Source organism: Synechococcus sp. MU1642, assembly GCF_020514115.1.
Classification (GTDB): domain Bacteria; phylum Cyanobacteriota; class Cyanobacteriia; order PCC-6307; family Cyanobiaceae; genus Parasynechococcus.
On the sequence record NZ_VTKZ01000008.1, the window covers coordinates 19,999 to 44,132 of the forward strand.

The 24,134-nt window shown below is 52.8% G+C and carries 28 protein-coding genes and 1 tRNA gene; 22 read left to right on the forward strand and 7 right to left on the reverse strand.

Features of this window, described 5'->3' with window-relative positions; all coding sequences use genetic code 11:
- Positions 1-3 precede the first annotated feature (3 nt).
- A complete protein-coding gene (locus FZZ85_RS08735) occupies positions 4-648 on the forward strand; it encodes a ComF family protein (protein ID WP_226414198.1) in 645 nt (214 codons plus the stop codon).
- Between the two features lie 30 nt (positions 649-678).
- Positions 679-751: transfer RNA gene (locus tag FZZ85_RS08740), tRNA-Phe, on the forward strand.
- Positions 752-1,988: 1,237 nt separating this feature from the next.
- Here the strand turns inward: FZZ85_RS08740 and FZZ85_RS08745 are convergent.
- Entirely contained in the window at positions 1,989-2,159 is a 171-nt protein-coding gene (locus FZZ85_RS08745; protein ID WP_226414200.1) for a hypothetical protein, read from the reverse strand.
- Between the two features lie 237 nt (positions 2,160-2,396).
- Positions 2,397-2,606, reverse strand: a complete 210-nt coding sequence (locus tag FZZ85_RS08750; RefSeq protein WP_226414203.1) for a DUF1651 domain-containing protein — start codon at positions 2,604-2,606, stop codon at positions 2,397-2,399.
- A 189-nt stretch (positions 2,607-2,795) separates the two neighbouring features.
- Here FZZ85_RS08750 and FZZ85_RS08760 point away from each other — a divergent pair, with 189 nt between their 5' ends.
- From FZZ85_RS08760 to FZZ85_RS08770, 3 genes are all read left to right on the forward strand, one after another.
- Positions 2,796-3,323, forward strand: a complete 528-nt coding sequence (locus tag FZZ85_RS08760) for a recombinase family protein (RefSeq protein WP_226414206.1) — start codon at positions 2,796-2,798, stop codon at positions 3,321-3,323.
- Between the two features lie 174 nt (positions 3,324-3,497).
- The gene (locus FZZ85_RS08765) at positions 3,498-4,181 is read left to right on the forward strand and encodes a hypothetical protein (protein WP_226414209.1); all 684 of its coding nucleotides are present in this window, start codon (positions 3,498-3,500) and stop codon (positions 4,179-4,181) included.
- A 1,038-nt stretch (positions 4,182-5,219) separates the two neighbouring features.
- Positions 5,220-5,387, forward strand: a complete 168-nt coding sequence (locus FZZ85_RS08770) for a hypothetical protein (RefSeq protein WP_226402022.1) — start codon at positions 5,220-5,222, stop codon at positions 5,385-5,387.
- A gap of 1,632 nt (positions 5,388-7,019) precedes the next feature.
- Here the strand turns inward: FZZ85_RS08770 and FZZ85_RS08775 are convergent.
- Positions 7,020-8,447: a hypothetical protein gene (locus tag FZZ85_RS08775; protein ID WP_226414211.1), complete on the reverse strand. Its 1,428-nt coding sequence runs from the start codon at positions 8,445-8,447 to the stop codon at positions 7,020-7,022.
- Between the two features lie 215 nt (positions 8,448-8,662).
- Here FZZ85_RS08775 and FZZ85_RS08780 point away from each other — a divergent pair, with 215 nt between their 5' ends.
- Complete coding sequence (locus tag FZZ85_RS08780) at positions 8,663-8,902, forward strand: hypothetical protein (protein ID WP_226414214.1); 240 nt, start codon at positions 8,663-8,665, stop codon at positions 8,900-8,902.
- Here the strand turns inward: FZZ85_RS08780 and FZZ85_RS08785 are convergent, their stop codons facing one another.
- Positions 8,903-9,409: a hypothetical protein gene (locus tag FZZ85_RS08785; protein WP_226414217.1), complete on the reverse strand. Its 507-nt coding sequence runs from the start codon at positions 9,407-9,409 to the stop codon at positions 8,903-8,905. It abuts the gene before it with no gap.
- A 41-nt stretch (positions 9,410-9,450) separates the two neighbouring features.
- Between FZZ85_RS08785 and FZZ85_RS08790 the strand changes: the two genes are divergently transcribed.
- The 11 genes from FZZ85_RS08790 (at position 9,451) to FZZ85_RS08840 (ending at position 18,101) form a co-directional block, all read left to right on the forward strand.
- Positions 9,451-10,107 carry a TVP38/TMEM64 family protein gene (locus FZZ85_RS08790; RefSeq protein WP_226414220.1) on the forward strand — a complete coding sequence of 219 codons (657 nt, stop codon included), beginning with the start codon at positions 9,451-9,453 and terminating at the stop codon, positions 10,105-10,107.
- A gap of 110 nt (positions 10,108-10,217) precedes the next feature.
- Positions 10,218-10,643, forward strand: a complete 426-nt coding sequence (locus FZZ85_RS08795) for a hypothetical protein (protein WP_226414222.1) — start codon at positions 10,218-10,220, stop codon at positions 10,641-10,643.
- Complete coding sequence (locus tag FZZ85_RS08800; protein ID WP_226414224.1) at positions 10,577-11,215, forward strand: phycobilisome polypeptide; 639 nt, start codon at positions 10,577-10,579, stop codon at positions 11,213-11,215. Before FZZ85_RS08795 ends, FZZ85_RS08800 begins: the two co-directional genes overlap by 67 nt.
- A 71-nt stretch (positions 11,216-11,286) precedes the next feature.
- Complete coding sequence (locus FZZ85_RS08805) at positions 11,287-12,045, forward strand: phycobilisome rod-core linker polypeptide (protein WP_226414226.1); 759 nt, start codon at positions 11,287-11,289, stop codon at positions 12,043-12,045.
- A 1-nt stretch (position 12,046) separates the two neighbouring features.
- Positions 12,047-12,766, forward strand: a complete 720-nt coding sequence (locus FZZ85_RS08810; RefSeq protein WP_226414228.1) for a pentapeptide repeat-containing protein — start codon at positions 12,047-12,049, stop codon at positions 12,764-12,766.
- A gap of 172 nt (positions 12,767-12,938) precedes the next feature.
- The gene (locus tag FZZ85_RS08815) at positions 12,939-13,823 is read left to right on the forward strand and encodes a phycobilisome linker polypeptide (RefSeq protein ID WP_226414230.1); all 885 of its coding nucleotides are present in this window, start codon (positions 12,939-12,941) and stop codon (positions 13,821-13,823) included.
- A gap of 54 nt (positions 13,824-13,877) precedes the next feature.
- Positions 13,878-15,524 (forward strand): phycobilisome rod-core linker polypeptide, encoded by a 1,647-nt coding sequence (locus tag FZZ85_RS08820; protein WP_226414232.1) that lies wholly within the window; start codon positions 13,878-13,880, stop codon positions 15,522-15,524.
- 76 nt (positions 15,525-15,600) lie between these two features.
- On the forward strand, positions 15,601-16,344 hold the full coding sequence (locus FZZ85_RS08825) for a phycobilisome rod-core linker polypeptide (protein ID WP_226414234.1): 744 nt from the start codon (positions 15,601-15,603) through the stop codon (positions 16,342-16,344).
- A gap of 283 nt (positions 16,345-16,627) precedes the next feature.
- Positions 16,628-17,170 carry a phycobiliprotein lyase gene (locus tag FZZ85_RS08830; protein WP_226414387.1) on the forward strand — a complete coding sequence of 181 codons (543 nt, stop codon included), beginning with the start codon at positions 16,628-16,630 and terminating at the stop codon, positions 17,168-17,170.
- Between the two features lie 9 nt (positions 17,171-17,179).
- Entirely contained in the window at positions 17,180-17,794 is a 615-nt protein-coding gene (locus FZZ85_RS08835) for a chromophore lyase CpcT/CpeT (protein WP_226414236.1), read from the forward strand.
- 1 nt (position 17,795) lies between these two features.
- Complete coding sequence (locus tag FZZ85_RS08840; RefSeq protein ID WP_226414238.1) at positions 17,796-18,101, forward strand: CpeR family transcriptional regulator; 306 nt, start codon at positions 17,796-17,798, stop codon at positions 18,099-18,101.
- A gap of 8 nt (positions 18,102-18,109) precedes the next feature.
- Here the strand turns inward: FZZ85_RS08840 and FZZ85_RS08845 are convergent, their stop codons facing one another.
- The 3 genes from FZZ85_RS08845 to FZZ85_RS08855 all read right to left on the reverse strand — a co-directional run bounded on the left by FZZ85_RS08845 (position 18,110) and on the right by FZZ85_RS08855 (position 19,009).
- A complete protein-coding gene (locus FZZ85_RS08845; protein WP_226414240.1) occupies positions 18,110-18,343 on the reverse strand; it encodes a Nif11-like leader peptide family natural product precursor in 234 nt (77 codons plus the stop codon).
- A gap of 61 nt (positions 18,344-18,404) precedes the next feature.
- Positions 18,405-18,686, reverse strand: coding sequence for a Nif11-like leader peptide family natural product precursor (locus FZZ85_RS08850; protein ID WP_226414243.1), 282 nt, complete (start codon positions 18,684-18,686; stop codon positions 18,405-18,407).
- Positions 18,687-18,688: 2 nt separating this feature from the next.
- Positions 18,689-19,009, reverse strand: coding sequence for a hypothetical protein (locus FZZ85_RS08855; RefSeq protein ID WP_226414245.1), 321 nt, complete (start codon positions 19,007-19,009; stop codon positions 18,689-18,691).
- A gap of 249 nt (positions 19,010-19,258) precedes the next feature.
- Between FZZ85_RS08855 and FZZ85_RS08860 the strand changes: the two genes are divergently transcribed.
- The 5 genes from FZZ85_RS08860 (at position 19,259) to FZZ85_RS08880 (ending at position 23,977) form a co-directional block, all read left to right on the forward strand.
- Positions 19,259-20,455, forward strand: a complete 1,197-nt coding sequence (locus tag FZZ85_RS08860; RefSeq protein ID WP_226414248.1) for a HEAT repeat domain-containing protein — start codon at positions 19,259-19,261, stop codon at positions 20,453-20,455.
- A gap of 181 nt (positions 20,456-20,636) precedes the next feature.
- Positions 20,637-21,173, forward strand: coding sequence for a bleomycin hydrolase (locus tag FZZ85_RS08865; protein ID WP_006850273.1), 537 nt, complete (start codon positions 20,637-20,639; stop codon positions 21,171-21,173).
- Between the two features lie 46 nt (positions 21,174-21,219).
- A complete protein-coding gene (mpeA, locus tag FZZ85_RS08870; protein ID WP_006850994.1) occupies positions 21,220-21,717 on the forward strand; it encodes a class 2 C-phycoerythrin subunit alpha in 498 nt (165 codons plus the stop codon).
- A gap of 328 nt (positions 21,718-22,045) precedes the next feature.
- Positions 22,046-22,915, forward strand: a complete 870-nt coding sequence (locus FZZ85_RS08875; protein ID WP_226414251.1) for a phycobilisome rod-core linker polypeptide — start codon at positions 22,046-22,048, stop codon at positions 22,913-22,915.
- 156 nt (positions 22,916-23,071) lie between these two features.
- Complete coding sequence (locus FZZ85_RS08880; protein WP_226414253.1) at positions 23,072-23,977, forward strand: HEAT repeat domain-containing protein; 906 nt, start codon at positions 23,072-23,074, stop codon at positions 23,975-23,977.
- Positions 23,978-24,134 lie beyond the last annotated feature (157 nt).

Consider the following 24,134-nt stretch of genomic DNA (forward strand, 5'->3'; position numbering starts at 1 on the left):
GCTGTGCATCGCGCGCTCCTGGCCTTTGCCCAAACACTGCTGATCGAGCCCCGCTGCCCGATCTGTGATGGACCCTGGGACAGCCCAATGCGGCCGGCGGCTCTCTGCAGCACGTGCCTCGACGCATTGACTCTCCCTCTGAAAGGGCTCAAGGGCTTGCTCCGATTGCCTAGGTGCGCCCTCGGGCCTTATGCAGGCACTCTGCGTCAACTGCTGCTCCAGGTGCGTCAGCCGCGCCAAGGGATAGCACTTGTTGCCTTGGTTCAGCTGCTATCGGACCGTTTGCCACTGCCCGCAACAGCAGTGCTGGTACCGATTCCAAGCTGGAAAAGGCAACGATCCAACCCCTTGCCGCAGCAGATCGCCCTGGGCTTGGGCCGACCGACGGCAGCCCTGCTGCACCGCACCCATGCAGGGCTAAGCCAACACCATCTGAACAAAACCCAACGCCAGAACAACCTGATCGGGGCTTTCCAGGCCATCCCCTTGGACAAACAAGGAAGCCTCGGCTCGGTCTGGCTCGTGGACGACATCCTCACAACCGGATCCACCGCCTTAGCTGCCCATGAGGCCCTTGAAAATGCTGGCCACCACGTGGCTGGATTGATCTGCCTGGGACGAAACCCCGCAAAAGAGCGCAGGCGGTGATTTAAGATTCACGAGTCGCTTCGGCGGCGCGCCGGGATAGCTCAGTTGGTAGAGCAGGCGACTGAAAATCGCCGTGTCCCCAGTTCAAATCTGGGTCCTGGCATTTCCCGAATCGCCTCAAAAGGCACGTGAAAGCACCACATCTGGTGTAATTACGTGCTTTTTAGCGTCCCAAGCGCCTTGTCGACTTTCGTCAAAACGGTAGGGGAGCAGCAGGGGAGCACGCCCTTTCGGTCAGGCGGAACAAGATCCCCAGATTTCCCATACCCAAGGACAGAAAAAGACCCCTGAGGCGCCCACACCTCAGGGGTCCCGTCCCTCTCGTTCTTGACCCCATCAACCTCCTTCAAGTGATCTCCCGTGAGGAGTAGGAGAACCGTCAAAACAGGTAGTGACGACCGTTCCTGGTTCGGTCGCCCGTAAGCAATAAAAAAGGCGGCAGGGAATGCCGCCAGCAAAAAAGGGAGGGACGAACGCGTCGAAATCGCTGGGGTCACCAGCAGGACCACTCTCTTCAGACATCCAAGGATGCCGTGGGTGCCGTTTACGAACTCACAAAAAAAGGAGCGGTCCCACCCGCTCCCAGTTCGACGCATCACCCCCTCACCAAAAGGGAGCAACCACAAGGTGACGGAAGAAATACCTACCAGTCGTCGCCATTACGACCAAACGACTACCGGGGTCAGCAATCCAAGAAAAAGCAGAGGTCCCACCCTCTGCTCTGTTCGACGCATTCATCTCTTACGGATGATGCTCTTTTATGTTCTCTCCGTTACAAACCCGTCCGCCATCGGTAGAACCGCTCATTAAGAAGGGGGGTGAGCAGACACCCCCCTGAAGGTCGTTGAGACCTGGTTTGTCGTCCTAATCGGTCTCTGACCTCATCCCAGTTCTAAGGCGGGTCAGAGCACAAAGGCATGAGCGGAACTACCGGTTCCTGTATCGCAAGGGCACATAAAAAAGAGCGGTCCCACCCGCTCTCCTGAAGACACATTCCCACCCCCCTTACAAGGGGATGTCCTGATGCTCGCGAGACAAACTGATATCGCCATCCGTAAAAGCGCCCATTTGCTTGTATCGCTTCGGCACAAAAAAAGGAGCGGTATCCCTATCACTCCTTCGGGGACTGAAAGTGCCGCTAGGCGGGACGACGCCAAGCGACCACCACCATCACCCATGAGGTGGGACTGCTGTGGGTGCCGTGAGCGTTTTCCAAGAAAAGACCCAGGAGTGTTTGACCTCCTGAGTTCCTCGCTCTCATGCGATGCAACCGGTTTAACACCGCTTGGCAAGCATTTGTGCTTACGGAATACCGAACTTTGTATCAATACAGAGCAAAGTCATTCGCCCAGAGCAGGATCCCTGGAGAACTCTGAATAGAGCGCCGATGCTTCATCGGGCATCCCGCCATCCCAAAGCGTTTGCGTCCTCTCCAGCAACCAAGTCCCCGCTTCACTCCAAAGTTCCCGCTGGAAGGTGGATTTGAGGTGGTTGGCGTCTCTGTAAGACATGGAGGGGCAACACCTTTTTGAGGTTGTAGGCACCCGCCATATGGGTAGCGGCAGCGATTTTTACCGGATTGGTATTTGGGGTGCGTCCGTGACCACTACCCACAAAAAGACACCCCGCAGGGGCATGACCTTGCGGGGTACTGATAACTCGTTCAGAAGGAATTAAACAATCTCTAAGTATTCCTACTTACGAGACTCCTGGCTTTGCAGCATAGGGACACAAACAAAAAGGACCGTTCAGGGTTCAGCAGTCAAACCCCATAGAGGTCTTGTCTTCTTCCACCCCTGGGGCTGAAGCGACTTCCACATCTGCTCTGCGGCGTCTTTCCTCAGAGATCGAAGCTCCTTGAGCAGTGGCGGACCAACAGGCATCTGTCGCCCTCGGCCAATGAAGACCTTGGGGTCTCGGACCCACGCTGAGTTGTCCTTATGGAAACGCCACTCCAATGGTCATTGACGTCTATCAACCATCCCTCTTGCATCACGCCACCTCCGGGCACCAAACCATTTCCGCTTCCCTGCGGACCATCCAGTTGCGGCACCTCTTCGTCAGGTGCTCGCCATGCGGAACCTGGCGACGCTGGAGACCACAAGTAAGCAACGTGTGGCAGTGCTGGTCGCAGACATAGGAGAAAAGTGCTGGCACGTCATACAGACGCGAGAGGATCTGGTCTGCCTCAGACCATCCACAAAGTCCCATTCCTCTTCCGACATGGAGATCGCCCTGAACTGAGCAAGTGCCTGGATGGTCTCCGTGATGGCGACACCCTTGTGATCCACGAACTGGATCGTCTTGGGCGCTCAATGGTCGAAATGCTTGTTCAGGTCAATGGTCTGATCGAACGCGGGGTGGCGATCAAAACCCTGGATGAGCGACTGGGCACTGCCTCGATGCCTGAGGAGTTGGTGAAGTTGGTGGTGGGCGTGATGGGTTACGCCGCCGAGATGGAACTGAAGGGCATCAAGAAGCGCACTGCTGAGGGCAGAGAGGTCGCGAAGAACAGAGGGGTGAAGTTCGGCAGGAAGAAGAACTACACGCCCCAGCAGGCAGCAGCAGTGCTGGAGATGCGGCAGCGGGGCGATGGATACAGGACCATCGCGTCAGCAATGGGGATGACGGCATCAATGGTTCGCCGGATCCTTCAGCAGCAAGAGGTGGCGTGATGCTGAAGATCCATGCGGGAGTGGTCCTGGGTATTTGCTCTTCACCAGTCCAGGAGCACGTCAGACCACAGCAGACGTTCTTCGGTTCGCTGCTGATGCTCGTGCTCCAGCGGTCGAGGACGAAGACTCGAAAACGCTTCAGAATCGGATCAACGAAGTGCTCAAAGGCGACCAGTGATCGCTGTTGTCTTCTGGATTCTGTGCGGAGTCTTCGCTTCCACCATTGCCGGAGGCAAAGGGCACGGCGGGTGTAGTTGGTTCTTGGGCGGGATCCTGTTTGGTCCCCTTGCACTGATCGCCACCCTTGGGTTGAGAGACCGAAAGCGGGACTGGGACACCCAAAAGCTGATCAACACCCAGGAGGAAATGCTGGATGAGATCCAGCGGAAGCACGCCTGGGATAGGCAGCAATGGGAACAGGAGAAAGAACGTCAGTACCTAGAAGCGGAGTCCAGGCGAGACGACGACTACCGCTTGCCTCCAGAGCAAGAGGAGGAGGAGTGGGATGAGGAACCTGGGGAGGGTGAGGTCATCGATGTGAGCACCTCAGAAGAGGACTCACTCGACGACTACCTCCACACCCTTGAGTACGACGAAGACGTGCCTGGTCTTCTGGAGAAACTCAGTGTCCTGGGGATGGAGACGAAGGCAGAGTTCCTCTATCGCCTCAAGTGGAACGTCGAGGTGCCTGAAAACCAAGTAGCGGAGCAACTCTTCGCTGAGCACATCTGGAAGGAGGTGCTCAACAAGTCAGACGACACCGACTACCAGGAGTTCTGGGAGAAGGAGTTAGCGCAATCATTCCTAGTGGTCAGAACACAGGACAACGCCTACTTCCTGAAGCGAGTCCACGGATGATGAAGGCGCTGCTACTCGCACTACTACTGATCGGAGGACCAGCAATGTCATGCACTTGAAAATGGGAAATCACTCTCTACTCAGGCGGTAAGACCTGGAAGGAGGAAATCGTTACCAGCAACCGCCAAGATGCTGAAAGAGCAGCGATGGCAAGGAACCCTCACACCAAGATCATTGGTCGGAATCCTGTTTGCCGTTAGTCCTTAGGTGGAGAAATCACTCTCCCTCATCAAGGATTCCTTGTAGAGCAAACAACTTGTCCTGCTCCTCCTCCCCAACAATCACATGGACTGCTGTGCCATCCGGAAGGGAGTATTCCTCAGTAACAACAGCATCAGGATGGACTCCCAAAGAGACCTTCTGACCTTCCAAAAGCATGTAGCAGTAATTGGTCACGCCTGGGAGGGAAGTTGCTCCACATGCTTGAGGGGAGAGGGGGAAGGAGCACTAAAAGCACAAACAACTTTACAGATTTTGGTTCAACTCGGCACACACAATCGCCTGTAGTCAAAATTGCAGAGCGGATATTTTTTCAGAAAGTGGATCGGAATATCACTATTGCCAAGCACTTCCTCTGCAGTTTTAAAGGGCCTAACGATTAAGTACGAACGACTTATCATATCTATCTCAAGGATCAGATCCATAGGCAAAACTTCCTTTATCCTGATTTACTTGCGTTCCTGTTCTCAGCAGATACTCTTCCCTGAAATCAGAAAGGCGCTTATGTCTGGAGGATCAGGGTTCAACCCCTCACCTGAACAACTCCAAGCAATTATCGACACTGGAATCTGGTGGAATCACAAGGTCCAAGAACTCAGAGATGCTGAGCGGTTCGATGATGCGTACGCTCTACTTCAAGAGTTTGATGTAATTACATCTCGATCACTGGAAGGCGGTCATTAAAAAGGCACCACCGGGAAGGGAAGTAGCAGTTATGGAGATTAGCCAGAGAGGAGGTGGATACGGAAAAATCGCATCAGCGATGGGGATGACAACATCGATGGTTCGTCGGATCATTTAGTAACAGGTGAAGGTGTCGTGCTGAGAGTTCTGCTGGGTATTGCCATTGGCGTCTTCATCTACGCCAACCCAGAGGCAAGACAGATCACTGCTGATCTACTCAGAGCAACAGGAGACGCGCTTGCCCCCGCCTTGGAGGAGAAGACGCTCGAAGATCGGATCAACGAAGTCTTGGTAGGCGACTAAGGGGATGGCAGGGAATCAGTTCCAAATCCAAGAACTGAACCCCTTTTTGGAATGGCACCTCCACGCGAGAGCAGCGTCATTAGGGGTCGCCTGTGAACAAGCAAAGAGGATCGCCAAGATGATCGGCAGGAAAACCCGAGTGCTGAGCGAAGACGGAGAAGTCCTAACTGAGGTGAATCCATGAGAATGCCGGGTTTGATGAGGGACGAATGAGGGCATTACTCCTTCTGCTTCTGTCAGCAATGCCTGCGAGTGCAGTCCCACTGCCCTTGGTCTGCGAAGTAACCAGTGAAGAGGTCCCCACCATTTCCATTCGCTTGGAAGAGCGAACTCCTACGGCACTTCGAGGGGTTCTAATCCAGGACGACAAACGACTTGGAATATTTATGTCCAGTAAACCCAAGCAGTACCGCCAAACCACTTGGTCCTTCTTCACCCAGGACGCCGCTAACTCAGGAACTGCTCTGCTATTTGAGAACGACCTTGTATGGAACCCGCACAAGCGAGTCCCCAAACCCCAGGACGTCAATCGAGTGATTTTTGTTGGGTTGGACAATGCGCTCCTTTTTTGGCGAACAGAGGAATTCGCTCCAAATCGAGAACTCCTGAAAGCAGCGGCGGGGTTCTGGACCATCTCTGCGCAATGCCTGGGTGGTCGGATTGTGCGTGGTTAAAACCACTCCCAACCAGTTCGGTATCGCGAAGGCACTCAATTCAGCATTTCTTCCATGAATCTTCGGGGAGCATTGCCGCAACAGTGATCTCAACGTCCGTAGGTTCCGCAGATACATCCCTTACCCCTCATGTGCCCGCCTGACCTTTCCAGTCTCAAGTGGGGCGATGACGGTGATTTGTCCCCTCACGACACCCTGAACCTGGTGGAGAGATTGACCAGAGCAGAACAGGAATCAAAAGGGTCAGACGAAACGACTCTGAACTCCAGTCCCCTGCCGCAGGATTCAGACTCCGCGGATATTCCCTGACACCAGAGGGACCAATGGACGCAGCGCAAACCGAAGAAACCATCCGCTCTCTCCTAACCAAATTGAAGAAGGACAAGGTGGATTGCTGACGGCGGTTCCAGAACTCCTTGATTGCTGTCTTGTGGAGTTCAGAGCGATCCAGTCCCAGTTCAGAACAAAGTTTATGCTCAATGGGAACCAATATTGGCGCTTCTCTCTTGGTATAGGTCGTGTTAAATCTTTGACTATTTAGTTTCCTCAACATGCTTGATGGGGGTGGTTACAGGGGGGGGTTTGCTTGGCAGTTGATTTATTGGGACTCCCTTGTGTTATTCTTGTTTTTTCGTTCTCTAACGGTCTTAAATAGAGAACAAAACTATATTTATTCGGACATTTAATTCATTCCCCTTCGGGGAATACTCGCTTCGCTCGTGGCCTCTAGCGTGCTTTCATCCCTTTGGAGCAAATTTAGACACACCCTTGAGGCCAAAGGTCACAAACCTAATCATGTATTCCAGGAGCATGACTAACGCCTTTCGCGACAATTGCGACGCAAAGGGATACAAGGATCCAGAGATTTCTCATCAACCTCCACAAAGTTAATCCTACAGGCTAATCAACATCTAGTCAAATTTTAATTAGTATCAGAGTGCAATCAAATCCATTGCTCTTAATTCTTCGTTCTGCTTATTAGTGACAACTGCCCTGGAGTGATTGCTGCCCGCACCTTTGCTGCTGTCTTCTCACGCTGGATAAAGCGCAAATAACGCTCCTCCAGCATCTTTGGCGACATATGACCGTTGTCCGCAAAATCCCGGATGTATTGCGTGGTACCGAGTTCTGGGTAGTCCTCCAAGGTCAAGCGGAACGCGGTATGGCGACAGGAGGTCCAATCAATCCCTTTGGTTGAAATACCTGCCTTCTCACACGCCTTCTTGAGAAGGAAGTTGATCGTCTCTCCAACGTTACTCTCGTTTTCGTTGCCTTCCGTTCTCTTGATGTGGGGAAAGTTCAACCACCCCAGTGGTTTCCTCTGGAGAATGCGGCGGACGTTCTCCAACGCATCTGGTCGGTAGGCATAAGTGTCGTACTTGCCCCTGTCGCCCTTCGTTTTCTCAAGGAAGCAGATAACCAGAGCTTCTCCCGCATCGGTCAGTTGCTCGCTGAACCACTCACTTCTCAACCGAGGAGCATCCTCACTTCGGAGGTAATAAAACCACCCCAAGTAGAGCGCGTCATACAAATCAACCCAGTTGCGTGAGTTCTGACGGTTCGTCTGGGTCCAAGGCAGTTCCCGATATTCCTCCGCCGTCAGAGACCGGCGAGCAGCACCACCAGACAGTTCGGCGACAACGCGAACCAATTGCTCCCACTCCTGATGTGTGAAATGCCTCTTCTGACGCACGCTCTTCTTAATCGCAGGAAACTCAGGGCAGGACAGAGCGGGGAAATCTGCCTTCGCCTCTTTGAAGAGGTTGCGGATAAGGGTCTTGTATTGCCTTCTGGTCTCTTCTCCTGAGTTGCCCTTCGCTTCACAGTTCTCCCTTATGAGACGGAAGAACTCCAAAAAGTCGTTGCTCGTGATCGCCTGAATGCTTTTGACAGTCGCCCAGGGTTGAACGCCTATGCCTGTGGTTCCGTTCCAAAGGTTCCGCTTGTCGCTCAACCAACGACTTCGGTTGTTCCTTGGTTCCAGTTTCGCCTTGGCACACCAACGCTCCCAATAGACCGACAGAGCGTGTTGCTTCTCCACTTCCCACACTTGGGACTGTGAGAGGAGGTCCTGCCACTTCTTTTGAGAGGCAGCGACCGCGACCTTTGCTGCTTCCCAGGGGTCGGTGGTCCCGCAAGTTCCCTCTATATAGATGCGCTTGCCCCGCCCCCGATTGGTTTTGCCAGCAAACGGACGAGGGTCATCTACTTTCTCCGGCAGGAAGCGCCACTGGAGGTTCTTGGTCTTTCTGCTGTTCGCGCTGGGTTTTTGACGAACGACCGATAGAGAGGTGTGGGGGATATTCCCTTTGCCCCCCAGGTCGCGCACCACATTGAGGGTGTGAAGGGTGCCGTCTATCCATTCCTGTGGCAGCGACCGTCCCATAGAGTTCCACTACCGAAACACCTTCCAGGAGTGGTTCGGACCTACCGCAAATCAACCCGATGGTATGGGAGCGGTATGGGAGCAGCAAGCAAAAACGCCCAAAAAGGGCATTTTTTGTATCGTTGCTATACAGTTTGAGCGCTTAAAGGGGCAAATTGTCGCAATGCCCCCAGTTCAAATCTGGGTCCTGGCATCACATCGATGCCAAAACTGCCGTGTCATTCATCTCTCCAGATGCAGGCACCGATCGTGTTTTCGACAACGCCGACAGTTTTGCCATGGTGTTCGACCGCACCTGGAAGCGTCTGAGGGGCAGCAACAAACCTGAGCTCAGCCAGGAGGAGCATCTCGAAGCCGTGCTCGAGGCGATGGCCGATCACCCCTTTCTGATCAGTTCCCCCGACATGGCACGCCAGGTGGCGGCCTTCCGGATTCGACTGCTGGAGCTGGCTTGATCAGGCGGAGAGCAGATCGATCTGAGGATCATCCACATATTCCGTGTCATCGCTGAGGGCCTCGTCACTGAAGGTCTCGTCCTCGACACGGTCGATGTCCATCTCCATCTCAGGGGTTTCTGAGATCTCCTGATCGTCCGCTTGTGAAGCCCCCTCGTCATGGGAATCAGCATGTAGCGCTACGACCTCGCCTGGGGTCAGACGATCCCGAAGCATCCGCACCTTCTCTTCGCTGGCCAGGAGCAGTTCACCGGCGTCATCACTGACCGCCGCGATCTCCGCATCCACCAGCTGCTGGCCCTCAATGTTGGCCAACCGCGTTTCCAGTTCCATCAAACGATCCGCCAGGGTTTCCACCACCTCACTGAGGCTGAGCAGGTGGGTGCACAGCTGTTGCTCGAACGCGGTGCGCGGGGAGGTGATGATCACCGGGCTGGCCTCGTGTTGAGAAATTTCGCTGATGGTATCGATGCTGAGCTTCATGTCCACGGCCCTGGGAAAAGCCACGACTGGCCTACATTCCACAGGGCTTTCGAGCGATTGAAGAGATGTCCAGGCTGAAGACAGGGCTGAAGGTCAGCGCCTGGGTCGCCATCTTCATTGTTGCCGTCGTTTCTTTGCAGCGATACGGCATTGCTCCGCTGCAAAGCGCCGTGAACGACATGGGCATCTTGGCCCCACTCGGCCTATTCCTGCTGCGAGGGGTCAGCATCATCCTGCCGGCGCTGCCGAGTTCGGTGTATTCCCTGCTGGCCGGCTCGCTGCTGGGCTTCAAGGCGGGCTATCTCACGATCATCCTGTCGGACCTGGTGTTCTGCAGTGCGGCCTTCTTCATCGCCCGCCGCTGGGGACGCAGACCGGTGAGCCGTCTGGTGGGTGCCAGCGCAATGAAACGCATCGATGGCTTCAGCAAGAACCAGCTGGAAGGCAACTTCTTTTTGATGACCGGCCTGCTGATGACCGGATTGTTTGATTTTCTCAGCTATGCCATCGGGATCAGCCGCACCCACTGGCGTCTCTTTGCCCCAGCCCTGCTGATCAGCGTGCTGATCAGCGATTCGATCCTCGTTGCTGTCGGCGCAGGTGCCGCTCAAGGCGCCAGCCTCACCCTGGGATTGGCACTGCTTGCCATGTTTGCTCTCGCCACCATCACAGGTCTGCTGAAAAAGAAATCCTTAGAGGTGTCCTCCGACAAGCACCTCTGACAGGGTCCTTCGGAGGATGACATCCGATCCATGTCGATTCCCACGAACCGCTGACGGGGTCGAGGAAATTCCTGGACACTGGTTACATTCGAGTTGATCGGCGTTTCTTGATGAGCGCACTGGCAGATCCGAGAATTTCTGTCCTGCAGAACCAGGCCGGTAGCAGCGGTGAGCTGGATCTACCGGTGGGAGAGGGCTGTTTTCGGATCAACCTCCGTGATGAAAACATCGCGCTCTGGCAGGAAACATTGGACCAACACACCACGGCGGACAACCTTCTGCTGGCTTGCGAAGAAAGCAATGGGGATCTCAAGGACACCCGCCTGACCTGGGTGGTGGGATCTGCCATCCGTACAGCGACGGCCTCAAGCCCAGACGCCGTTGGCTGGCTTTTGTCGCAGTTGGGGGTACCAACAGACCTCACTGAAGCAGCCATCACACGTTGCCCTGGGTTGGGGGACGACCTGGTGTGGGCCTTCTACCTGGAACGCCACGGCTGGCTGATCGCCACACCGGTGGCCAGCGTCAACCCTTGAACTTCCACAACATCGACTTCAAGACCTTGGTGCAGACCGCACAGGTTCAAGGACTGAGCATCAACCAAGATTTGCCGCAGGCGACGCGCAACATTCTTGAGCGTGCGGATCAAGCCCAATGCCAACTAACGGCCGATGACCTTGTCACGATCTGCCAGCTCTCCGGCATGGATGACTCGCTCCCCGGCAGCCTGATCCATCGGTCGGATCAACTAGTGAACCAGGCACGGGGACATCTGCTTGAAACCCAGCCGCATCTGGTGCAACCGGGCGGGGCTCTCTACCCGCAGGACAGAGCAGATGCCTGCTGGCGCGACTGTTGGAATTTTCTACGCGTGATCATCTACGCGGTGGCCTGCAACCAGAGCTGCTTTACACATCCGAGCGGCATGGCCGCCCTTAGAGAGCTATACAGACGAATGAACGTGCCCATCGAGGGGATGAACATAGCCCTCGGTCAGCTCAAAGAGAAGGCCCTAGAAGGGGTCTCGCGATCAAACGACCGTCAGTTGATCCACGACTGCTTCCAGCACTTACACGCCGAGCTCAACAAATCTGCAGTTAAGAGCTGATAAGCACCACCACCAAATTTTTTTGATCAAGAGAGGATTACTCCCAAGTATTTCTACTCACGGAGCACCCCATGGCCATCCCGCTTCTTGGGTACCCGCTCAACACCCAAAACGGTCGCGTTAGCAACCTGGCCGGCGACAACAGCACCATCAATCCCCCAACGTATGCCTCCTCTGCAGCGGGCGATGACAGCGCCAGAACAGACATAGACAGCTTGATTGAACAGGCCTATCGCCAAGTCTTCTTCCATGCGATGCGCAGTGATCGCGAACCGTTCCTGGAATCACAGCTCCGGAGCGGCAACATCACGGTTCGGGATTTCATCCGAGGTCTTCTGCTTTCGGAACGCTTCCAGCAGGGCTACTACCAGTGCAACTCGAACTACCGGATGGTGGATCAGGTGGTGGGACGCGTGCTCGGGCGCCCGACCCATGGCGACGCCGAACGCCGGGCCTGGTCGATCGTGATCGGAGAGAGGGGCTTTACCGCCTTCGTCGACGCCCTGCTCGACGGCCCGGAATACATGAACTGCTTCGGGTACGACCTGGTTCCTCAGCAACGTTCACGCGTTCTGCCCGGGCGGCCCCTTGGGGAAATCCCGATCTACCAACAATTCCCGCGCTACGGAACCGACTGGCGCGACGCCCTTCAAGATCGGGCGCCTATCCATCAGGGTGCGCAGTCAGAGCGACTGGAGGTTGCTGCCACTTGGTTGAACGAGGAACCCCCTGCTTTCGCTCTCAAGCTCTGGCTCGGCCTGTTTGCCGTCGGTGGATTCGAAATCGTGCGGGTGCTCTCTACCATCGTTGTCGCGATGCTGCGCAACTGAGATGGTGATGCCCAAATCTGGGGCTCTAAATCTGCGTGAGTGGACGGCACCCGAAACGTGCGGAACAACAAGCGCAGCCACAAATCCAGTCGATGCTCGAGGGGCTGACTGGAGCGGTCAGGACTTGGGAGACCTCGACCTAAGAAACGCCAAGCTCTGTCGCTCTGATCTGCGCGGCACAAACCTCAGCCAGTGCCAACTCGAAGGCGCTGATCTACGTCTGGCCCGTTACGACCAGGCCACCCTGGTGCCTGAGGGCTTCGCACTGAACACAAGCGGTGCCGTGGGCCCCGGCGCGAAGCTTAATGGGGCTTTTCTCAACAGCACAGATCTGCGCGGGATGGACCTCAGGGGAAGCGTGTTGATGGGCGCCTATCTGAGTGGTTCAGATCTGAGTGGAGCTTTGCTCGATGGCGTTTCTTTAGCAGGCGCTGACCTGCGATCAGCCACGTTTCGCGGAGCCATGTGCCGGGGGACCCGCTTCGGAACCTGCGAGATGGACATGGCCGATCTTCGCGGGGCCAACCTGGAGGGGGCAGCTCTTGAAACGGTGACGTCGATTCGGGGGGCAGACTTTTCGCTCTGCACCGGACTTGAGGATCAAATTGGTGCTCTGCTCGGTCGATCCGTCCAAGAACTCGACTGCTGGAATCCGATGACACGCTCCACGACAAGGGCGAGCCTTGAGTCCCTGATCAAGGAGCAAGGGCAGGACGCCTAAAGCGAGCCATTTGCATCCAAACTTTTCCTACAGAACCCGCCGAGATCGCCGTCACGGCGTAGGAATCAGCCCGTGACGCAACAGTCGGACACAATTGATTGAGGTTTATAAAGAATGCTCTTCGGGCGTGAGCTTCTGAAGGACTATTAGTCGAACCAATGCGTGTGAATTCATGCCTTTCGGTCCAGCCTCGCTTCTAGGGGTCGAACGCTTCTCTGAAGAGAGTGAAGCCCCTCTCGAGCTGATCCCAGGCGATGAGGACGCCAGGAAAGAACAGATCATCCGGGCCGTTTACAAGCAAGTGCTTGGCAACGCTTATGTGATGGACAGCGAGCGGCAGATCGTCGAAGAGTCGCAGTTCAAGCTCGGTGAAATCAGCGTCCGTGAGCTGGTGGGTCGCATTGCCAAAAGCGAGCTGTACCGCAGCCGCTTCTTTGATAACTGCGCGCGATACCGCTACATCGAGCTGGCCTTCCGCCATCTTCTCGGTCGCGCACCTGCTGACTACTCGGAAATGCGTGAGCACGCCGATCGCCTAGACAGCCAAGGGTATGAGGCTGATATCGACAGCTTCCTGAACAGCTCGGAATACCAAAACACCTTCGGCGAATGGACGGTCCCCTATCAGCGGGGCTGGAAGACCGAAAGCTGTGCCACCTTGCAGGAATTCACCTGGAGCTTCCAGTTGCTGCGAGGCAACAGCAGCAGCAGCCTCAAGGGTGATCTGGCAGGCAACAGGAGCAAGCTGGGCGGTTCGGCTTATCTGAACCGAGCCATTGCAGTGGTTCCCCCATCCTCCAAAGAGACCGCTGGATGGAGTTTCCGTCCCTCGACCAACCTTCAGGACGCACCCACACGTCTTGGGGTTGGCGCAGGCGATCAAGGCATCACGTATCGGGTCGAAGTCACGGCTTACAAAGCCAACAATGTGAGGCGGATTTCCCGCTACACCCGAAGCAACCGCATCTTCTACGTGCCGTTCGACAAGCTCTCAGAGCAGTTCAAACGCATCCATAACGAAGGCGGCAAAATCGCCAGCATTACGCCGGTGACTTAAGCCACATCCGAATTCCTCTCGACGCTCACGACCATCTCTCCCCTCACCAAAACAATGGCCAGCACGCAATCTTCCCTTGGTTTCGGCGCAACAAGCAAGTGGAATGATCCCGTTCGCTTCCAGCGCAAGGGAGTAGACCAAACCGCTGCTCTCACCATTGGTGAGTTCCTGAAGCAATCGTGTGATCAGATGGCGATTGGGGTTGGTCCCCGGAGTCACGCTGACTGCCCCCATCGCGTCACAAGCGAGTGCTACAGCCCAGAAGATGTGGCGTCACTGGAAACGGTGATCAGTGCTTCATATCGACAGGTTTTTGGCAACGCCCATGTGATGGATTTCGAGCGTTGCTCGGAATTGGAAGCTCAGCTTCGAGACGGTCGTTTGACCGTGCGTGAATTCGTTCGTGGTCTGGCCAAGTCCAGCTTCTACAAGGACCGTTTCTTCAGAAGCGTTGCCCCACAGCGGGGTGTCGAGCTGACGTTCAAGCATCTGTTGGGCCGAGCACCTGAAACACAGGCCGAGATCTCAGCGAAAATCGCCCTGCAGGCAGAGCACGGTCACGACGGTCTGGTCGACAGCATTGTCGACTCTGCGGAGTACCTCGAGGTCTTCGGAAGCGACGTGGTGCCCTATGCCCGTTCATGGTCTTCACCCGCTGACCTATCGACAGCTGCCTTCCCGATGCTGGCCGCTCTTCAAAAGAGTTTTGCTGGCAGTGATAGTGCCCGCGGTGCAGGTCCGGCGCTAACCCGCAGCCTTGCCAATGGCGTGGCTCCGCGGATTAGCCTGCCTAGTCAGCCGGTTGGCTTGCGTCCATCGTCTGGAAGTTACACCTCCACGCAATTCAGCTCCAAGACACCTGGAATCACTTCAGGAAAAGACTCTGGACCCATGCGTGGGGATGTGTATGTCACCTTCGGTCTTGGCCAGCGGGAGCAAGAGACCTACCAACGTTGTCCTGGTGATGGCCCCGATCAACTCGCAGCACTGATTCGTTCCACTTACAAGCAAGTGATGGGCAACCCCCATCTGATGGAGTTCGAACGGGTGGGTTCCGCGGAGAGCAAATTCATCGACGGCTACCTGAGCACACGTGAATTCGTTCGTGCCGTTGGCCTGTCAGCCGAATACAAGCGCCGCTTCTTCGAAACGAGTGCGCCCTATCGATTTATCGAGCTGAACTTTAAACATTTCCTGGGAAGAGCTCCACAGTCCCAAGCCGAAATCAGCGAGCACACAAAGATCCTCGCCGAAGGTGGCTACGAGGCTGAAATCTCCAGCTATGTCGATAGCGCGGAATACCAGAACACATTTGGTGAAGACACAGTTCCATACGCACGAATCCTCACCGAAAGCGGTCGTTCTCAGGTTGACTTCAATCGTCAACTGAGCCTCGCAGAAGGATTTGCGGCGAGCGATACGGTACTCGGCAGCTCCGCTTTGGTGAGTTCGGTGGCCACAGGTCTGGCTCCAAGCGGCTGGAGCAAAACCACCAGCCGGGCAAACCGCACCGGCACCCAATCAGGCGCACCCGATCCGACCAAGAAGCGTTTCCGCATTGTTGTTGCTTCTCAGGCAGCTCGTTCACGTCAACGCACAGCTGGTAACAGCTACGTCGTGTCCGGAAAGGACATGAGCAGCCAAATGAAGTACATCCATGCACGCGGAGGCAAGATCGTTTCCATCACTGAGGTGATGTAAAAGCATTCCATTGCTGCAACTGAGAGCTACTTCGTAAAGAAACAGCTCTCTCACATCACCTTTTAATCAGATCCCCATGACTGAGCCAACAACTCTTTCCTCAGCTGCCAATGTCGACACAGCACATGCGGCAGATGTGATTCGCCAAGCCTACCGCCAGGTTTTTGGAAATCGACACCTGATGGAACTCGATGTGAACCCCTCCATTGAGGCGTTGTTCATCAATGGGGATCTGACAGTTCAAGGATTGGTAACGGCTCTCGCACAATCGGAAACCTATAAAAAGCTTTTTCTAGAAAGCAATAGCCCCTACCGGTTTGTTGAACTGAACTTCAAACATCTTTTAGGCCGTCCTCCCCGTGACCAAGCTGAATTGATGAGCCATGTTCGGCTTTTGCAGGAAGAAGGGTATGAAACAGAAATCGCGAGTTACACCTACAGCGATGAATACCTATCTGCTTTTGGCATCGACCAAGTGCCATACAATCGTTCCACTCAGACAGTAGTTGGAGGAAGCACGCTCTTCTTCACACGGGCAAAAGCTTTGGATGCCGGTCATGCCGGATACGACAACGCAGAAACAGATTCAAAACTCTTGAATAGTCTGTGTACCAACAGTTCACCAGAGGCACAAGATCGTAGAGGTGTTGGTAATGCCCGCTCCCTGACCATCAACTGGACTTCCCGCCGCCAAGTGGGCGCCAATCGCCGCGCTGTGCAGAAATCGGTGGTGACCCAAACATCCATGTCGGCCACGATCAAATCAATTCTTGCGCAGGGAGGTCAGATCCTTTCTATTGCGAAGGCTAACTCCTTTTGATCATCCCGAAATTATCTATGCCTCATCAGTGATGATGGTTGGGTAATCGAAATCCCAGTCATGGTGGCCATTCGGCTACCAAAGGCACGTCAAACAAACTCTCTAAACATGCCTATCCTGCGCCCACCCTCAAGCGAGGACCCAAACAGCAACACCACATTCCTCCAGTCAGTTGCGTCAACACCCATGGCAATGTCCATGATGGTCGACTCGATGGTTAACATGATGCAGATCAACCGTCCTTCACTGGATGAGCTCAACGCAGGAAACAGCACAAGTTCGCATGACGATTGAGCAATTTGTTGCTCAAAGTTCAGGCAAATGGCGCTCAATGAGATCGGGGCATTCTCTAGCCTTCCAGCAGTTTGAAGAAGTTCTAAGCGAAGTTGTCATTGAAAAACTCAGCAAAGAAGATCCAGGAGTTAAACAACTGCTTGAATCATCTTTAGCGAAGGAACAAGATAAATGCTCAATTTCATCACCCTTCAAAATGGAATGGTGCGCTGAAAGTGACTGGGAACCCGACGACCCTTCAGAAGTATCATCAGGATCTTGCATTATTGTTCCACTAACCAAAGATAAATCTTCGGGAACATTGATCAGAAGCGTTGGATATGCAGAATCTGAGTCCGCAATCTCTGAATACAGTTTTTTAGACGATGGTACATTTACCCTCACGACGCAGTATGAGCAATCGATTGCGGAAGAAAGAATTTGGTTTGTGTCGGAAAACGTCCGCTGTAGGTCATCAGTCTTGAGAACATCAGCAGGATCAGGCATACTTCAAACTTCATTTGCCTCAGAAGTCCGGCGCATTAATGCATAGATCAAAAAGATGAGCAAGAATTCAGCCTTTGCCGAGTTCGCCAAAACTCTCGCAGGCGTGTACGACAACATCGAACAGTCGCAAGAAAATCCCAAGGATTTTGCACGCATCAATATCTTCTTTCGACCATTGCCTTGGCATATTTTCAAAGGGCCTGGATTTTATTCTGAACAATGCTACGACTATGCCCCCTGGGATCCCTATCGACAGGGAATTCATCGTTTAACAGCAAATAGCGATACATTTATAGTAGAGAACTATGGCTTCACAAACCCCAGAAGAATAGCGGGAGCTGGTCGGGATCCAGAAATCATGAATGCAATCGATACTACAAGCCTAAAAGAACGGTGTGGATGTGCGATGCACTTTCAAAGTAAAGGAAAAGGACAGTACATTGGCAAAGTTGAACCAGGGAAAAAATGTTTGGTTCCAAGAGATGGGAAGATCACATATCTTGTCAGCGAAGTTGAAGTGGATCAAGACAATTGGATTAGTCGGGATCGTGGGTATGACCCGAAAACAGACGAACAGATTTGGGGGTCAGAACATGGACTCCTAAAATTCAAGAGGATCAAGAGCTTCTCCGAAGAAATTAATGATGAGTGGCTAAATTCGAAAGCTTGAAATGGAAGATATCAAAAAACAAATGAAATCCTGGATACGCTCACAGCATCTAATATGTGTTGGCACAGACTTTATCTTCGAAACAGTTGATCAAACTCAACTTGACAAGTTTGAAGCCTCTATACAAGCAATTGGGGGAAGAATTAGAACAGTCAAAGCAATTGGGAATTGGCCGATGGGACCAAGACGATCGTTCAAAATACTGCAAGCAACAGCAAGCGTGCCCAGACCAGGAGGAGAAGATCTTGTCACTTATTGGGCAAAGAAAGGCAGTAAAACAACAAGATACTCAGAAATCAATTCCTGAATAGAAATTTATTCTTCAAACCAGCCCATCCAGGTGTCTTGACTAAAATCAGTATGTTTACTCCATTTTCTCAAAATAGCAGAGGAATCAATATCAAAACCATTGGCAGCAGCGATCTCAATGACTTGATCTTGATTAAGGGCAGCTTTAATTTGAGCTTTTAGATCTGGATTGTGACGAACTAAAGCAATAAAAGCCTCTAGGACTTGATCTTGATTTGCACTAAGAGCAGAACCGGTCATTAAAGGCCTTCAAAGTCACAAGAATAATTCTAAACGAAACTTCCATCAGCAGACCGTAAAACTAGGCACCATCCATCAACATGGCTCTCCATGGGGCGATTTTACGAAATGCCCATGACCAGTGATCGTTTGCGGTGGCTTGGATCGCCAAGGCTTCAGATTCAGATAAACCAGCTGAATCTGATTCAACATACTGAAGCCAAGCTGTGATTGAAAAAACATAATCACAGGAAGACGCAAAATCGACAATATCTTGATCTGTCTTGCAGGACTTCAATCCAGTTGCAACAGAATGATCATAGATAACCATCTGCACAAAATCATTAATAACAGAAACAGACATCGTCAGCAGCTTTCAATCCAAAGTGCAAAATTCACCTTCGCACAAATCATCTGCAGCACCAAAGGCCCACCAGGACACCGTAATAACCGCCATGGAATATTTTGTTCTAAAGTACCTGAATCAATAGTAATTTTCGGGGGGCTCGTCGCCTGTTCATAAGGAATCAGTGCCGATCCAGTCAATAAAGGCTCAACACGATTTACAATTACTTTTAATTGGTCCAAATCAACAACAAGGTTCAATTGATCTTGGACATCTGCTGACTTCTGGACAGCTTCAACAAATCTAGGAAGAGCCTGTTCGAGCTCGGGAGAGACTGGCATGATACAAAATTCCCTCTACTTACGATAACAGATGATGAGAACGTGTTCATAAAAGGGCAGGCAAATTAAAGAAGACAATCAACCAGTCATAAATCATCACTGATATTAAGACGTTGATGCTATGGTCAAAGAGATAAAGGAATTTCAACGTCACTGCAGATTCAACAGAATCAAGTCAGCTGCTCTAAAACTGCAGCTCAACACCAGCTGACAGAAAATCCAGGTTTTTTCATTGATGACGCTTTAAACATGGCCGAGCGATTCGACAACTTGGTTGAAGGCTTGACAGAAGAGCAGGCCATGGCAGTGATTTTGGCAGATCCAGACTCACTCGAGAGGCCCGTTGATAAATACATGGCAGCCACAAGGCTTGGAGCGAGTAACAGCGAAGAATCACTCGATGTGCTGATTAAGGCTGCAGAGCTGGATCCAGAGCATCTTTTTAATCGAATCACACGACGCAAAGCGATTGACGCCCTTGGCAGACGAAAAAGTCCAAAGGCCCTACCCTCTTTGTTTCGAGCCCTAAAATGCAGTGATGAAGCTGCAGTGATTAATTCTGTAGAGGCGATAACAAAAATCGGGGCACCGTTAACAGAAACAGATCATGAAAAATTATTGGAAGCCCTTGAGGGAGAGGATATTCAAAAGCGAGCTGTCATACAGGCATTTTGTCGTTTAGGGGCCCCCGGAGTCATCAACAGCATCAGCCCCCTCCAGGATGATTCCAATCCCTTGGTGGCTGGTGCGGCAAGGGCATACATGTCGAAAGTTGCTCAACAGCCAGAGGGCCTTGATGTCCTCATCCCGCAACTTGTTGATCCAATCGCCGGACGAAGGCGCTCTGCCGTAATTGATTTGGGGGATGCCGGTGACGTAACAAGGCTAGAAGCTCTTGTCACAGCTCCTGTGTCGATGTCGTTGCGGGCTAGAAGTGCATTTCAGTTGGTAGATCCTGATAAGAAATGCCTAATACCGGAAGAATATGCAGAGCTCATAACACAACTCTTACAAGACAACCCTCAACAACTCAAACTTAGGAAAGAGTGGATTTGTGATATTGAGCCTACGGAGATCGAAAACAACCTTCAACATCGTGATGAAGCACGCCAATACGGTGGTGCTTCAAGCTTGATGTCCATGCCGAGGGCAGAGAGGATGATTTTAATTAACGAAATTAAAGAAAAATTATGGAGTGATTACGTTACGCACTATTACCTAACCGCCGTCGTCAGCCTTCAAGGTTTGGAAGAACGAAGCGATCTAATCAGGCTTGCCTTAGCCGAAACAATTCCTCAGTACACCAAGTCCCGCATTGCTGCTGCATGGGGGTGCCTCCGCTTGGGCCTTGTGGACCAAAAGCCGCTCCTAGAGGAGCTTTCAGCCAGTGCCTTCTGGCTACCACTGAAATGGACTTGCCAACGCGTCCTTAAACAGTTGTCATAAAAAGACGAGCAGTAAATAAGATGAACTGTCGGACATTGGTTGACGACACGGCCTTACTGATTTCGCCTTTGTCAACTTGTGTGTCCTGACGTCCTCCTTCAGGAAGTCGACCTGGGAAGCAGGGGTAGTGTCATTCGTGATGCGGAATGCATCTCCCCAAACAACGTATTCCACAACCCCCATGCTCGACGCATTCTCCCGGGCTGCTGTCTCGGCCGATTCCAGCGGCTCCTTCATTGGTGGCGGCGAACTGGCTTCTCTGAAGTCCTTCATTGCTGATGGCAACAAGCGCCTGGACGCTGTGAACGCCATCACCTCTAACGCCAGCTGCATCGTGTCTGACGCCGTCGCCGGCATCTGCTGCGAGAACACCGGCCTGACCGCTCCCAACGGTGGTGTGTACACCAACCGCAAGATGGCTGCTTGCCTGCGTGATGGCGAGATCGTTCTGCGCTACGTCTCCTACGCGCTGCTCGCCGGTGACGCTTCCGTGCTGCAGGACCGCTGCCTGAACGGTCTCCGCGAGACCTATGCCGCTCTGGGCGTTCCCACCGGATCCGCCGCACGTGCTGTTGCCATCATGAAGGCCGCTGCTAGCGCCCTGATCACCAACACCAACAGCCAGCCCAAGAAGATGGCTCTGACCTCTGGTGATTGCGCCAGCCTTTCTGGTGAAGCTGCTAGCTACTTCGACATGGTGATCAGCGCCATCAGCTGAGCCAGGTATCGATTTTCTGCACACCTGAACACCCTTCTTCTTAATCATGAAGTCCGTTATCACCACCGTCGTCGGCGCAGCCGACAGCGCATCCCGCTTCCCCACCGCTTCCGACATGGAGTCCGTCCAGGGCTCCATCCAACGCGCCTCTGCTCGTTTGGAAGCTGCTGAAAAGCTGGCCAGCAACTACGACCAAGTTGCACAGGAAGCTGTTGATGCTGTCTACGCCCAGTACCCCAATGGTGCCACCGGCCGTCAGCCCCGTAAGTGCGCTACCGAAGGCAAAGAGAAGTGCAAGCGTGACTTCGTTCACTACCTGCGTCTGATCAACTACTGCCTGGTCACCGGCGGCACCGGCCCTCTGGATGAGCTGGCCATCAACGGTCAGAAAGAGGTCTACAAGGCCCTCAGCATCGACGCTGGCACCTATGTGGCTGGTTTCTCCCACCTGCGTTCCCGCGGTTGTGCCCCTCGCGACATGAGCGCTCAGGCTCTGACCGCTTACAACCAGCTGCTCGACTACGTGATCAACTCCCTCGGCTGATAATCAGTCAAGCTGAGTGATTTTTTGATCTAAGCAAGGGGTGGGCCAAAAGCCCACCCCTTTTTGTTTTCAAAATCAAAAAACACAAGTTCTTGACATTCGAGAGTAAACAATTCTGGAATAACCCAGGAATATTGTGGCCAGCCAACAAAGGATTTAGCCACAATTACAGACGCAATGTTTACTCAAGGTGACATTGAGTGAAATATGAGAGCCAAATTAATGCTCACATTTCACTAAAACCTCTATAAAGCCTACGAGCAACAAAATCTGTTGCTTTAAGCATGTAGGGAATAGTCACCGCAATTCACCTCCCCTCACTAACCCCATGCTCAGTACACAAACCAGCCCGGCTGGAATGGCTGCTGCTAGCCGCACCAAACCAGCGTCATACGCCATGCCAAGCAAAGCTGGCAAAAACACAGTCCATCGGACTGTTGCTGGTGCCATCGCTGAATTCAAGCGGAACACTTGTTCCCAGATGGGACTTGGTATCGGCCCAAGGCTTCACAGCGAATGTCCCTTTGCGGTGACTTTCGACGAGTATCACCCTGACAGCAGTGAAGCACTCGAGCGCACGATCATTGCCGCCTACAGGCAGGTCTACGGAAACCTGCCTCCCACTGAAAACGAGCGTTGCACCTCCCTTGAGGTGCGCTTGATGAACGGAGAAATTACAGTCCGGGACTTTGTTAACGGGCTGGCAAAATCTCCTTTCTACAAGGAAAATTATTTCCATAGTGTCGCCCCCCAACGTGGGATTGAACTTAACTTCAAACACCTGCTTGGACGGGCACCCCTCACTCAAGAGGAAGTTCAAAACAGCATCAAACTTCAAGCAGAAGAGGGATTTGATGCTCTGATCGACAGCCTCACAGATTGCGCAGAATATGCCGAGGTGTTTGGATCAGACATCGTTCCTTACATGCGAGCAGGCGATTCCTACGCAGGAATGATGACCAGCTCCTTCAACATGATGCGCGAGCTAGCAGGCACAAAAGTTGCCGTTAGTGACAACGCACAAGGACGTCGGAGTCGCACCACGACGCAACTGGCTGCGGCAGCGATCAGCATGATGAAACCGATCTTTAAGGGCGCACCAACGCTGCCCCAACAAAAGTACGGCGGACATCAGCCTCCCAGGAGAACCGGCGCTGCTCCCTTCCGTCCTTTCGGCGTTAAGCCATTGCCATTTTGATGAAGATGAATTAGGCACCGAAATGCCATCACTTCTGCCCCCATTCCTGTATGGGGGCATTTTTATGTCCGACGGCGACACTGCAAAGCCCCACAAGCTGGTAGGTGCCTGATGAGAGTCGCTTAGATTGCGACTCAACGCAGTTGGACGTCCACCGTGCTCCAGGATTTCACCGATATCTCATCAATCAGCGAAAGCCAACTCACGGAAGAAGAAGCTCTCCAACTCGCTGATGAGCTCAGTGCAAAATTGAGCGAAGGTGAGCTCCCAAGATCAGATGCAGAATCACTCGAGCGTATGGTCGCCGGACTCGGAGATGCGAGGGGAGCTTTAAGACTCACCTTTGCAAAAAGTCTTGGCGCAGTAGGTGACGAAGCGCTACCCATTCTTTGTAAAGCACTTCGCCAGCACCAAAATGTGATCGTAAGACGAGCATCAGCCAAAACACTCAATTTGATTGGCAACAAGGACGCGTTGCCATATCTGCTTGAAGCCTTTTTAGAAGATGATGACCCAGTTGTTCTCGGTTCATCTGCTGGAGCGATGGCAACCATTGGACCGGATGCCATGGATTCACTGCTTGGAATCCTTAAAAATCCGGACTGCACACCATTTCAGGTTGGCTTGATCAACCTTGCGCTAAGTTTCATCGGTGCCAAAGCACCAGAGGCATTGCTCGAGGCTGCGGATTCAGACGTGGCTGAAGTTCGTGTTGCTGCAATTTCAGCATTGGGAGATCAAATACAGAAGAGTGATGATCTGCGGGCACAAAACAGAGTATTTCGAGCACTCGATGACAGCTCAGCAGAGGTCAGAGCTGAAGCAGTAACCCTTATCGGAAAATCATGTGATGCCGAAGATGTTGAAAATATGCTAAGCAGAAAGCTGGTCGATCAAGACACTCAGGTACGCAAAAATACAGCAATGGCATTAATGAAACTCGAAGCATTTAATGCCATAGAAAGCATAGAAGCAGCAAAGTCAACAGAAAGAGATGAGTCGGTTAAAGCAGTATTAAATGTTGCCATCAACATACTAAGTAGAGATTTGCAGGAGAAATAGCAAAGCGAATAGAGCAATTAGAGAAACAGCTTTAGAAGAATGCTCAGCGAGGCAAATCATGCCTTCGCGCTAACACAAAGAAGAGAAAAGGGAGGCAATTTGATAGGAAGTGGACACCAAAAAGATAAAAAGCAATAACTCAGAAAAACATTAAGCT